Raw genomic sequence first — 12747 nt, 5'->3', positions numbered from 1 at the left:
TCTCCTCCGGCTCGCCCGACGGGGCCGGTTCCCCGTCCCCGACCACTCCATCATGGCCCCGCGAGCGTCATGGCCGCGAACAGTGGCGTCGGCGACGGTGCGCGGGCCGGGCCGGCGGGGCGGGGGCCGGCCGGCCCGACGTCTGTGACAGGGCCCCGCCCCGGCCCAGGAGTCCGAGTGGGCCCGGCCCCGAATCCGAGTGGTGGGGGCCAGGGCGCGGGCGTACCGTCGAACGGTGGACACCGCGGTGGACGAAACCGTTCACCGGCCCCTCGCGAGGGTGCGACCCCCGAGAGTGCGAGCCAAATGAGCACTGACCCGAACCCGACTTCCGCGCCCCAGACCACCACCCGGGAATCCGGCGGTGGCGGGAACACCATGGCCCTGCTGGTCATCGCGTCCTGTCAGCTGATGGTGGTCCTGGACATCACCATCGTGAACATCGCGCTGCCGGACATCCAGCGCTCCCTGGGCTTCTCCACCACCAGCCTGGCCTGGGTGGTCAACGCGTACACCCTCACCTTCGGCGGTCTGCTGCTGCTCGGCGGCCGGGTCGGCGACATCCTCGGCCGGCGGCGCGTGTTCGTCTTCGGCGTGCTGCTGTTCGTCCTCGCCTCCCTGCTCGGCGGGTTCGCGCAGAACGAGCCCCAACTCCTCGCCGCGCGTGCCCTCCAGGGTGTCGGCGGCGCCATCGCGTCCCCGACCGCCCTCTCCCTGGTCAGCACCACCTTCCGCGAAGGACCCGAGCGCAACCGGGCGTTCGGCGTCTTCGCGGCGGTCTCGGCGGGCGGCGGCGCGATCGGGCTCCTCGCGGGCGGGATGCTCGTGGAGTGGCTCAACTGGCGGTGGGTGCTCTTCGTCAACGTCCCCATCGGGCTGCTCATCGCCCTCGCCACGCCCCGCTACATCAGGGAGTCCGAACGCCACCCGGGCCACTTCGACATCGCCGGCGCGCTCACCTCCACCGTGGGCATGGTCCTGCTGGTGTACGGGTTCATCAGGGCGGCGCAGGAAGGCTGGCGGGACACGCTCACGCTGGCCTCGTTCGCCGCGGCCGTCGTCATCCTGGTGGGGTTCGTCCTGATCGAGTGGCGCTCCCCGCAGCCGATCACCCCGCTCCACATGTTCGCCGACCGCAACCGGGCGGGCACGTACGGGATCATGCTGTGCCTCGCCGCCGCGATCTTCGGCATGTTCTTCTTCCTCACGCTCTTCGTGCAGAACGTGCTGGACTTCAGTCCGCTGGCCACCGGGTTCGCCTTCCTGCCGGTGAGCGCGGTCATCGCGGTCGGCGCCGGCCTCGCCTCACGGTTCCTGCCCATCTTCGGGCCCAAGCCCTTCATGGTGGGGGGCGCGATCCTCGCCGCCGTGGGCCTGGCCTGGCTGACCCTGACCGACGTCCACTCCACCTACGCGGGCAGCGTCCTGGGCCCGATCCTCGTGTTCAGCCTGGGGATGGGCATGGAGTTCGTCGCGCTCACCCTGATGGCGCTCTCCAACGTCTCGTCCCAGGAGACCGGAGCGGCCTCCGGGCTCCTCAACGCCACCCAGCAGGTCGGCGGCTCGCTCGGCCTGTCGATCCTGGTCACGACGTTCGGTACGGCCAACACCAACGAGGCGGAGAAGCAGATACCGCGCTTCCTGGCCCAGGCGACCCCGGCCGAGCGGCTGCGCTTCGAACGCACCGGGCAGCTTCCGCCGCCCTGGGCCGACGAGGTGCTCACCGCCGGCATCTCGGCGGCCTTCGTGGTGGCCGCGGTCTTCACGGCGGTCGCCGCGCTCATCGCGGTCCTGGTCATCCAGGTCAGGCCCTCCGATCTGGAGCGTCTCAAGGGCGGGACCGGGCTCGGTCCGGTCTGAGTTCCGCGACACACCGGGCACGTGATCCGGGTCTCATGGCACGGCCGGGGTATAGCCGAGACCATGGTGTTCTTCACCGGCAGGCCGAAGGGATCGGGAATGCTCCGCAAGGTACTGGTCGCCAACCGTGGTGAGATCGCGATTCGCGCGTTCCGCGCCGGCTACGAGGTGGGTGCGCGGACCGTCGCCGTCTTCCCGCACGAGGACCGCAACTCGCTGCACCGGCTGAAGGCGGACGAGGCCTACGAGATCGGTGAACCGGGGCACCCGGTGCGGGCCTACCTGTCCGTCGAGGAGATCATCCGCGCCGCCCGCCTGGCCGGTGCCGACGCGGTCTACCCGGGCTACGGGTTCCTGTCCGAGAACCCGGACCTCGCGCGCGCGTGCGAAGAGGCGGGCATCACCTTCGTCGGACCGAGCGCGCAGATCCTGGAACTGACGGGCAACAAGGCGAGCGCGGTGGCCGCCGCCCGCGCGGCCGGCGTACCCGTCCTGGGCTCGTCGGCGCCCTCCAGCGACGTGGACGAACTGGTCCGCGCCGCCGAGGACGTCGGCTTCCCGGTGTTCGTCAAGGCCGTGGCAGGCGGCGGCGGGCGCGGCATGCGCCGGGTCGAGGAGCCCGCGCAGCTGCGGGAGTCCATCGAGGCGGCGGCCCGTGAGGCGGCGTCCGCGTTCGGCGACGCCACCGTCTTCCTGGAGAAGGCCGTCGTCGAACCCCGTCACATCGAGGTGCAGATCCTCGCCGACGGCCACGGCGACGTCATCCACCTGTTCGAGCGGGACTGTTCGGTGCAGCGCCGCCACCAGAAGGTCATCGAGCTGGCGCCGGCGCCCAACCTCGACCCGGCCCTGCGTGACCGGATCTGCGCCGACGCCGTCCGGTTCGCCCGGGAGATCGGCTACCGCAACGCGGGCACCGTGGAGTTCCTGCTCGACCGCGACGGCAACCACGTCTTCATCGAGATGAACCCCCGCATCCAGGTCGAGCACACGGTGACCGAGGAGGTCACCGACGTCGACCTCGTCCAGGCACAGCTGCGGATCGCCGCCGGCGAGACCCTGGCCGACCTCGGCCTCTCCCAGGAGACCGTCACCCTGCGCGGCGCCGCCCTCCAGTGCCGGATCACCACCGAGGACCCCGCCAACGGCTTCCGCCCGGACACCGGCCGGATCAGCGCCTACCGCTCACCCGGCGGCTCCGGCATCCGGCTCGACGGCGGAACCACCCACGCGGGTACGGAGATCAGCGCGCACTTCGACTCCATGCTGGTCAAACTCACCTGCCGGGGCCGGGACTTCACCACCGCGGTCAACCGCGCCCGGCGCGCCGTGGCCGAGTTCCGCATCCGCGGCGTGTCCACCAACATCCCGTTCCTCCAGGCCGTCCTCGACGACCCGGACTTCCAGGCCGGCCGCGTCACCACGTCGTTCATCGAGCAGCGCCCGCACCTGCTGACCTCCCGCCACTCCGCGGACCGCGGCACCAAGCTGCTCACCTACCTGGCCGACGTGACGGTGAACAAGCCGCACGGCGAGCGGCCCGACCTCATCGACCCCACCGGCAAGCTCCCGCGCGTCGAGGACACCGAGCCCGCCGCCGGGTCGAAGCAGACACTCACCGAACTCGGTCCCGAGGGCTTCGCCCGGTGGCTGCGCGAGTCGCCGGCCATCGGCGTCACCGACACCACCTTCCGCGACGCCCACCAGTCGCTGCTCGCCACCCGCGTCCGCACCAAGGACATGCTCGCCGTCGCCCCGGTGGTCGCCCGGACCCTGCCGCAGCTGCTGTCCCTGGAGTGCTGGGGCGGCGCCACCTACGACGTCGCCCTGCGCTTCCTCGCCGAGGACCCCTGGGAACGTCTGGCCGCCCTGCGCGAGGCCGTGCCGAACCTGTGTTTGCAGATGCTGCTGCGCGGCCGCAACACCGTGGGTTACACCCCGTACCCGACCGAGGTGACCGACGCCTTCGTGCAGGAGGCCGCGCACACCGGCATCGACATCTTCCGCATCTTCGACGCGCTCAACGACGTCGGCCAGATGCGTCCCGCCATCGACGCCGTACGCGCCACCGGCACCGCCGTCGCCGAGGTGGCCCTGTGCTACACCTCCGACCTGTCCGACCCGGACGAGCGCCTGTACACGCTCGACTACTACCTCCGGCTGGCCGAGCAGATCGTGGACGCGGGCGCCCACGTGCTGGCCGTCAAGGACATGGCGGGCCTGCTGCGCGCCCCCGCCGCCGCGAAGCTGGTCTCCGCCCTGCGCCGCGAGTTCGACCTGCCGGTGCACCTGCACACCCACGACACCGCGGGCGGGCAGCTCGCCACCTACCTGGCGGCGATCCAGGCCGGCGCGGACGCCGTGGACGGGGCGGTGGCGTCCATGGCGGGCACCACCTCGCAGCCGTCGCTGTCGGCGATCGTGGCCGCGACCGACCACTCCGAACGGCCCACCGGCCTCGGCCTGAAGGCCGTCGGCGACCTGGAGCCGTACTGGGAGAGCGTCCGCAGGATCTACGCCCCGTTCGAGGCGGGCCTCGCCTCCCCGACCGGACGCGTCTACGACCACGAGATCCCCGGCGGCCAGCTCTCCAACCTGCGCACCCAGGCGGTGGCGCTCGGCCTCGGCGACCGCTTCGAGGACATCGAGGCGATGTACGCCGCCGCCGACCGCATCCTCGGCCACCTGGTGAAGGTCACCCCGTCGTCCAAGGTGGTCGGCGACCTGGCACTGCACCTCGTCGGCGCCGGAGTGGCACCCGAGGAGTTCGAGGCGACGCCCGACAAGTTCGACATCCCCGACTCCGTCATCGGCTTCCTGCGCGGCGAGCTGGGCACCCCGCCCGGCGGCTGGCCGGAGCCGTTCCGCAGCAAGGCGCTCCAGGGCCGCGCCGAGGCCAAGCCCGTCCAGGAACTGACCGCCGAGGACCGTACCGGCCTGGAGAAGGACCGGCGCGCCACCCTCAACCGGCTGCTGTTCCCCGGCCCGACACGCGAGTTCGAGACCCACCGGGACACCTACGGCGACACCAGCCTGCTGGACAGCAAGGACTTCTTCTACGGGCTCAGGCCCGGCAAGGAGTACGCCGTCGACCTCGACCCCGGTGTGCGGCTGCTGATCGCGCTGGAAGCCATCGGCGAGGCCGACGAGCGGGGCATGCGCACCGTGATGTCCTCCCTGAACGGGCAGCTGCGGCCCATCCAGGTCCGGGACGCCGCGGTCTCCTCCGACATCCCCACCACCGAGAAGGCCGACCGCGCCAACTCCGGCCATGTCGCCGCCCCGTTCGCCGGGGTCGTCACGCTCACCGTCGCCGAGGGGGACGAGGTGGACGCCGGTGCCACCGTCGCCACCATCGAGGCGATGAAGATGGAGGCGGCGATCACCGCGCCCAGGGCCGGGCGGGTCTCCCGGCTGGCGATCAACAAGATCCAGCAGGTGGAGGGCGGCGACCTGCTCGTCGAGTTGGCGTGAGCCGGGCCAGGGTCGCCCGAGCCGTACCACGGCGCCCTGCGGCGTCCTCCGCCGTCGCGGCCCCGCCCCAGCCGTCCCACTCCGGACGCGCGGGCGGGGCGGCGAGGAGGACGGCGATGGCGCGTGACGGCGGTGCGGACGCCGAGCGGCGGCCGGCGGAGGCAGGCGCGGGCGTGGCGCCCCGACGGCGCCGGGACCCGCACCTGAGCGAGCGGCACCCGGACACGGCAGGCGGCGGGACGACAGCCCCGACGGTGACACCTGGTCGTCCCGCACCGACGACCGGGCCCGCGCCCACCGCCGGGGCGAGGGCGCCGGCGCAGGGGCCGGCGAGGCGTACGTCCACGCCCGCGCCGGTGACGCGTACGTCCACGGCGGCACGAGCGGAGAGTGCGCCCACCGCGGCGGCGGCGCGGGACCCGGCGCCGCCCACCGGACCGGCCTCGCCCGGCAGGGCACCCGGCGACCGTGAGGAGCCGCTGCCATGACGGTGATCCTCGAGATCAACACCCTGGTGTGGCTCGGTGAGCTGAGCCGACGGTACGGCCGGTCCGTCACCCTCGGCGACGTGCCCGACGAGGTCTGGGACCAGGTCGCACGACCGGGTGTCGACACCGTGTGGCTGATGGGTGTCTGGGAGCGCAGCCCGGCCGGGGTGCGGATCGCCCTCGGGGACGAGGGGCTCCTGGCGTCGTTCCGGGCGGCCCTGCCCGACCTCACCGAGGCGGACATCACCGGATCGCCGTACTGCGTAAGGGACTACGTTGTCGACGCCTCCCTCGGCGGGCCCGAGGGTCTGGCCGAGGCCCGTGCCCGGCTGGCCGCCCGCGGGCTGCGGCTGCTTGTCGACTTCGTGCCCAACCACGTGGCCCCCGACCACCCCTGGCTCACCGAACGCCCCGGCTGCCTGATCCAGGGCACCGCGGACGACCTGGCGCGGGCCCCCGGCGCCCATGTCGAGGCCGGCGGACGGGTCTACGCCCGGGGCCGGGACCCGTACTTCCCGCCCTGGCCGGACGTGGTGCAGCTGAACGCCTTCAGCGACGACCTGCGCGCCGCGACGGTCGACACGCTCGTGTCCATCGGCGACCAGGCGGACGGCGTGCGCTGCGACATGGCGATGCTGCTGATGAACGACGTCTTCGCGAGGACCTGGCAGGACCGCGCGGGCCCGCCGCCCGCCGAGGACTTCTGGCCGTACGTCGTCACGCGCGTCCGCGAGCACCACCCGGACCTGCTGTTCGTCGCGGAAGCGTACTGGGACCTCGAAGCGGCGCTCCACCGGCAGGGTTTCGACCTCTGTTACGACAAACGGCTCTACGACCGTCTGCTCCACGAGGACGCCGACGCCGTCCGCGGCCATCTGCGGGCCGGCCTCACCCACCAGCGGGGCCTGGTCCGCTTCCTGGAGAACCACGACGAGCCGCGGGCCGCCGCCGCCCTGCCGGGAGAGCGGGGACGGGCGGCGACCGTGGCCCTCGCCACGCTGCCCGGCGCGACCCTCTGGCACGAGGGCCAGTTCGAGGGCCGCCGGGTGCGCCTGCCGGTGTTCCTCTCGCGCGGGCCGCAGGAGCCGGTCGACGAGGCGCTGCGCGCGTTCCACGACCGCCTGCTGCCGGTCGCGGCCGCCGTACGCCGGGGCGAGTGGCGGCAGGCGGACCCGAGGGGCCGGCCGGACGACGACACCCACCGCGACCTGCTGGCCTGGACCTGGACGCACCCGGACGCCCGCCACCTGGTCGTCGTCAACCACGGCGACCGCACCGCCCGGGCGTGGGTGCCGCTCGGCTGGGACGGCCTGCGAGGCCGACGGCACCGCCTGACCGACCTGCTCACCGGGCGGACGTACGACCGTGAGGGTGACGAACTGGCCGACCAGGGGCTGTTCGTGGCCCTGGAAGCCTGGCACTGCCACGTCTTGTCCGTCTCGGCCGCCGACCCGGGGACCTGGTGACGGCGGGCGGTTCGGGCTGCGCGATGTCTTGACGTGTACCCGACGTGATGGCTTCATGGGAGCGCTCCCATAACCCCATCGATGCCTGAGTTTCTTGGCGCTCACTCCCCTCTGGAGCCGCAGTGAGATCAGCAAGAAGCACGACGCGCACCCATCCCCTGGCCAGGCTGCTGGCCGGGCTCGCTGCCCTCGTCGGGCTCGCCGTCCTCGGCGCGCTGTGCCCGGCCGTCGCCCACGCCCAGGCGACCGGCGCCCGGGCCACCGGCCTGCACATCAGTGACGGCAGACTGCTAGAAGGCAACGGCAACGACTTCGTCATGCGGGGCGTCAACCACGCCCACACCTGGTATCCGAACGAGACGCAGTCGCTGGCCGACATCAAGGCGCTGGGCGCCAACACCGTCCGCGTCGTCCTCGCCGACGGCCACCGCTGGACCGCGAACAGCGCGGCCGACGTGGCGAACGTCGTCGCCCAGTGCAAGGCCAACCGGCTGATCTGCGTCCTGGAGGTGCACGACACCACCGGGTACGGCGAGGAAGCCGCGGCCGGGACCCTCGACCACGCGGCCGACTACTGGATCGGCCTGAAGAGCGTGCTGACCGGTGAAGAGAACTACGTCATCATCAACATCGGCAACGAGCCGTGGGGCAACACCAACCCGGCCGGCTGGACCGATCCCACCATCGCCGCCGTCAAGAAGCTGCGCGGTGCCGGATTCGAGCACACCATCATGGTGGACGCGCCCAACTGGGGCCAGGACTGGCAGGGCGTCATGCGCGCCAACGCCCAGGCCGTGTACGACGCCGACACCACCGGCAACCTGATCTTCTCGATCCACATGTACAGCGTCTACGACACCGCCCAGGAGATCACCGACTACCTGAACGCCTTCGTCAACGCCGGACTGCCCCTCGTCATCGGCGAGTTCGGCGGGCCCGCCGACCAGTGGGGCGACCCGGACGAGGACACCATGATGGCCGCCGCCGAGCGGCTCGACCTCGGTTACCTCGCCTGGTCGTGGAGCGGCAACACCGACCCGATCCTCGACCTGGCGATCGGCTTCGATCCGAACCAGCTCAGCTCCTGGGGGCAGCGCATCTTCCACGGTGCGAACGGCATCGCCCAGACCTCCCGCGAGGCGACGGTCTTCGGCGGCGGCAACCCGGGGGACACCCAGGCCCCGACGGCCCCCGGCACCCCGGCCGCCTCCGCGGTGACGGCCACGTCCGCCACCCTCACCTGGGCCGCAGCCACCGACAACGTCGGCGTCACCGGCTACGACGTGGTCCGGGTCACCGGCGGCTCGGAGACCAAGGTCGCCGTCTCCACCGGCAGCTCCGTCACGGTGACCGGCCTCACCGCCGCCACCGCGTACAGCTTCGCCGTGTACGCCCGGGACGCGGCCGGGAACCGCTCGGCCCGCTCGGCGGCCGTGAACGTCACCACGGCGAGCGGGCCCAGCGGCATCTGCTCGGTCGGCTACCGCGCCACCAACGAGTGGTCCGGCGGCTTCCAGGGAGAGATCGTCATCCGCAACACCGGCACCACGGCCGTCAGCGGCTGGACGCTCGGCTTCACCTTCGCGGGCGGCCAGACCGTCACCAACATGTGGGGCGGAACCGCCACCCAGAGCGGCGGCTCGGTGAGCGTCACCCCCGCCTCCTACACCTCCACCATCGCCGCGAACGGCTCGGTCACCCTCGGCTTCATCGGCACCAAGGGCGCCACCAACCCGGCCCCCACCGCGTTCACGCTCAACGGCGCGGCCTGCGCGACCGGTTGACGTACGGTTTCCGTCGCGCTCCGGCGGGGGTGCTCGTCGACCCCCGCCGGTCGGCGCGCTCCTCGCGCAGGTCGGGGCGCGGGAGCCGGTGTCGTCGAGGGAAGCCGCCGTATGAGCACATCGCCGGGAGTCGGGGTACCTCGGGCGCCGGCCGCCTCGTACGCCCGGGGCTTCGGCGAGGAGGGCCGGGAGTGGATCGCCCGACTGCCGGCCCTGGCCGCGGAGTTGCTCGAGCGCTGAGGGCTGAGCCGGGGCGGCGAGGCCAGGGCGGGGGAGGCGGCCCTGGTGCTTCCGGTACGGCGGGAGGAGGGCACCGGTGCCGTGCTCAGGCTGCGGATGCCCGGGAGGAGACCGCCGCCGCCCTCGTCGGGCTGCGTGCCTGGGACGGGCGCGGGGCGGTGCGGGTGCTCGACCACGAGGAGGAACGCGGCGCCCTGCCGCTGGAGCGGCCGAACGGTGCCCGTACGCTCGCCTGCGTCGAGGACGACGACGTCGCGATGGGCGTCCTGGCCGGGCTTCAGGCTCGGCTGGTCGCGGTGTCCGCGCCGGGGAACCGCGGCGGCTCGGGGACATCGCCGCAGAGATGCTGGAGCGGGTACCGCGCGCGGTGGTGGCGCTCGTGGACCCCGCCGGCCGGCGACTGCCGCGCGACGGGGCGTCCGCGGTGGCCGAGCTCGTCGGCGAACCGGGGACCGGCTGCTGCACTGGGACCTGCGCTACGGCGATGTCCTCGCCGCCGAGCGCGAGCCGTGGCTCGCCGTCGATCCCGAGCCCCTCGCCGGGGACCCCGGCTTCGGTCTGTGGCCCGCTGGAGAGCGGGTGGGACGGGATCGTGGCCACCGGGGACCCGGCCCGTGCCGTGCGGCGTCGGTTCGACCTGCTGACCGAGGTGCTCGGGCCGGCCCGCCGGCGTGCGGCCGGCTGCTGCGGAACGCGTTGTGGGACTTCGAGGACGGCGCGCCGGCCTTGGATCCGGCGGCCGTCGTCCTCGGGCCCTGCGGAGCTGACCGGCCTCAGCGTCCGGGGGCTCCGGCGCGCAGGCCGTCCATCACCAGGTCCAGGAGCCGGGCCGTGCGCGGCTGCCAGTCGCCCCGGGGATCGATCTGCCACAGGCCGCCGATGGCGAGGAAGAAGTCGTCCGCGGTCACGCCTGGCCGGATCGTGCCGGCCTCCTCGTTCGCACGGAGCAGGAGTTCGGCGGCCTCCGTCACCGGAGCGTTCCCCGGTTTCGCCGGCTGCCCCGGTGCGCTCATGGCGTTCCGGATCGCTTCCGCCAGACCGGCCTTGGCCATCGCGAACCGGGCGAAGCGGTCCATCCACTCGCGCAGTGCCCGGTCGGGTTCCCTGGTGCGGAGCAGCAGGGTCGCGGTGTCGGCGACCCGCTGCATCTCGTGGCGGTAGATCTCCAGGACCAGCGCCTCGCGGTTGGGGAAGTTGCGGTAGAACGTGCCCTGTCCGACGCCCGCCTTCTTGGCGATCGCACTGAGCGGGGCGTCCGCGGAGCGGGTCAGTTCGGCCAGCGCCACTTCCAGGATGCGCTCGCGGTTGCGTTGCGCGTCGGAGCGCAGGGGTGGGTTCTTCTTCTGCTGCACTCGTCCTCCTGGCGGCCGAAACCCGTCCTTGTTAACCGGACAGCTGTCCACTACGTTCGGAAGCGAACCGGACAGTTGTCCATTTGAGTTCACTCTAGCGCCCGCGTTGTCGGCGGTCCCCCTCCGGTTCCCCTCGGCACGCCTGCCGGGTTCGTCTGACGCCCGGTCGTCGCCCCCGTCCTCCGATACGCGAAAGAAGGCTGATCATGACACCAGCCCCGGCATCGACGTACAGCGCCATCACCTTGCAGGTCAACGGAGACAAGCACACGCTGTCCGTCGACCACCGCACCACCCTGCTCGACGCCCTGCGCGAGCGCCTCGACCTGACCGGCACCAAGAAGGGCTGCGACCAGGGGCAGTGCGGTGCCTGCACCGTACTGCTCGACGGCCGTCGGGCGGTGTCCTGTCTGCAACTGGCCGTGGCCGCCGAAGGGCGGGAGGTCACCACCATCGAGGGCATGGCCGAGGGCGAGCAACTGCACCCGGTGCAGCAGGCGTTCCTCGACCTCGACGGCTACCAGTGCGGCTACTGCACGCCGGGCCAGATCTGTTCGGCCGTCGCGGTGATCGAGGAACACGCGGCGGGCTGGCCGAGCGCCGTCACCGACGACGTCCGGCCCGAGGCCGGGCCGCCACCCCTGACCGCCGAGGAGATCCGGGAACGGATGAGCGGCAACCTGTGCCGCTGCGGCGCGTACGTCCAGATCGTCGAGGCGGTCGCCCGCGCGGCCGCGGTCCGTACGGAGGCGTCCGCATGAGGGAGTTCGACTACCGGCGCGCCGTCGACGTCTCCGGCGCCCTCGCGCTGCTCGACGCCGACCCCGACGCCCGTTTCCTCGGTGGCGGCACCAACCTCGTCGACCTGATGAAGACCGGCGTCGAGCGTCCCACCCGGCTGGTCGACGTCCGCGAACTCCCGCTGGACGGGATCGAGCCGACGGACGACGGCGGCCTGCGCATCGGCGCGACCGTCACCAACGGCGACCTCGCCGCGCATCCCCTGGTCCGCCGCCACTACCCGGCGCTGGCGCAGGCCGTGCTGGCCGGGGCCTCCGGCCAGCTGCGCAACATGGCCACGGTCGGCGGAAACCTGCTCCAGCGCACCCGCTGCGGCTACTTCACCGACGTGACCAAGCCCTGCAACAAGCGTGTCCCGGGCAGCGGTTGCCCCGCCGTCCAGGGCGAGCACCACAACCACGCCGTCCTCGGTGCCTCCCAGCACTGCGTGGCCACGCACCCCTCGGACATGGGCGTCGCACTGACCGCCTTCGACGCGGTCGTCACGTACGAGACGGCCGACGGCCGGGGCGAGTCACCGCTCGGCGCGTTCTATCTGCCGGTGGGTGACACCCCGCACCGGGAGACCGCGCTGCCGCCGGGCGCGCTGATCACCGGCGTCACCCTGCCGCCCGCCCCGGTCGCCGCCCGCTCCCGCTACCGGAAGGTCCGCGAACGGGCCTCGTACGCCTTCGCCATCGGCTCGGTCGCCGCCGCGCTCGACGTCCAGGACGGCGTCGTACGCGAAGCGCGCCTGGCGTTCGGCGCGGTCGCGTCCCGGCCGTGGCGGGCCCGGGCGGCCGAACGCGTCCTGACCGGCGCCCCGGCCGACGCCGAGACCTTCGCCGCCGCGGCGGACGCCGAACTGGCCGCCGCGAAGCCGCTGCCGCACAACGGATACAAGGTGACCCTCATGCGCAACCTCGTGGTGGCCGTGCTGACCCAGCTCACCGAGGAGGCTTCCCCATGATGTTGTCAAGCCGCAGCCGTGACCGGCGGTGTGGGCTGGTGGCACCGTTGGTCACGGAGCATGGCCCCCAGGACGTTGACGCGACGACGGGCGAGAGCGAGCACGGCCTGGGTGTGTCGTTCCCCTCGGCGCGCTGCATCGCCGAGCAGCGCGAGCAGCTCACTCTCGTCGTCGGCGACGCGCCGGGACAGCAGCCGCCGGCCCTCCTCGTCGATCACCACGCAGTGGTGATGCCCCTTGCCGATGTCTGTACCGGCCCGGATGCGGCCCATAGTGCCTCCGGTTCTCAGATGAACGTGTCCCGCAGACGACCTCGCTGGCGTGGCCCTGCAC

The 12747-nt window shown here is 72.7% G+C and carries 8 protein-coding genes and 1 pseudogene; 7 read left to right on the top strand and 2 right to left on the bottom strand.

What is annotated here, in order from left to right:
* Positions 1-378: 378 nt before the first annotated feature.
* The 5 genes and pseudogenes from QQS16_RS07935 to QQS16_RS07915 form a co-directional block, all read left to right on the top strand.
* Complete coding sequence (locus tag QQS16_RS07935) at positions 379-1860, top strand: MFS transporter (RefSeq protein WP_286066248.1); 1482 nt, start codon at positions 379-381, stop codon at positions 1858-1860.
* A 99-nt stretch (positions 1861-1959) separates the two neighbouring features.
* Positions 1960-5334: a pyruvate carboxylase gene (locus tag QQS16_RS07930; protein WP_286060906.1), complete on the top strand. Its 3375-nt coding sequence runs from the start codon at positions 1960-1962 to the stop codon at positions 5332-5334.
* A gap of 484 nt (positions 5335-5818) precedes the next feature.
* The gene (locus QQS16_RS07925; protein ID WP_286060905.1) at positions 5819-7288 is read left to right on the top strand and encodes an alpha-amylase family protein; all 1470 of its coding nucleotides are present in this window, start codon (positions 5819-5821) and stop codon (positions 7286-7288) included.
* Between the two features lie 122 nt (positions 7289-7410).
* Positions 7411-9072: a cellulase family glycosylhydrolase gene (locus tag QQS16_RS07920; protein WP_286060904.1), complete on the top strand. Its 1662-nt coding sequence runs from the start codon at positions 7411-7413 to the stop codon at positions 9070-9072.
* A 111-nt stretch (positions 9073-9183) separates the two neighbouring features.
* Positions 9184-10062, top strand: a pseudogene (locus QQS16_RS07915) (aminoglycoside phosphotransferase family protein); the annotation flags it as partial.
* A 23-nt stretch (positions 10063-10085) separates the two neighbouring features.
* On the opposite strand, the gene QQS16_RS07910 reads toward QQS16_RS07915, so the two are convergent.
* Positions 10086-10664 (bottom strand): TetR/AcrR family transcriptional regulator, encoded by a 579-nt coding sequence (locus QQS16_RS07910; RefSeq protein ID WP_286060903.1) that lies wholly within the window; start codon positions 10662-10664, stop codon positions 10086-10088.
* A 206-nt stretch (positions 10665-10870) separates the two neighbouring features.
* Here QQS16_RS07910 and QQS16_RS07905 point away from each other — a divergent pair, with 206 nt between their 5' ends.
* Both QQS16_RS07905 and QQS16_RS07900 read left to right on the top strand, forming a co-directional pair.
* Entirely contained in the window at positions 10871-11425 is a 555-nt protein-coding gene (locus QQS16_RS07905) for a 2Fe-2S iron-sulfur cluster-binding protein (RefSeq protein ID WP_286060902.1), read from the top strand.
* Complete coding sequence (locus QQS16_RS07900) at positions 11422-12414, top strand: FAD binding domain-containing protein (protein WP_286060901.1); 993 nt, start codon at positions 11422-11424, stop codon at positions 12412-12414. Before QQS16_RS07905 ends, QQS16_RS07900 begins: the two co-directional genes overlap by 4 nt.
* A 5-nt stretch (positions 12415-12419) precedes the next feature.
* On the opposite strand, the gene QQS16_RS07895 is transcribed toward QQS16_RS07900, so the two are convergent.
* Complete coding sequence (locus QQS16_RS07895) at positions 12420-12686, bottom strand: IS110 family transposase (RefSeq protein WP_286060900.1); 267 nt, start codon at positions 12684-12686, stop codon at positions 12420-12422.
* Between the last annotated feature and the right edge of the window lie 61 nt (positions 12687-12747).

The sequence above is a fragment of the Streptomyces sp. ALI-76-A genome, assembly GCF_030287445.1.
In the GTDB taxonomy this organism is placed as follows: domain Bacteria; phylum Actinomycetota; class Actinomycetes; order Streptomycetales; family Streptomycetaceae; genus Streptomyces.
This window is presented reverse-complemented; position numbering and strand designations above follow the sequence as displayed.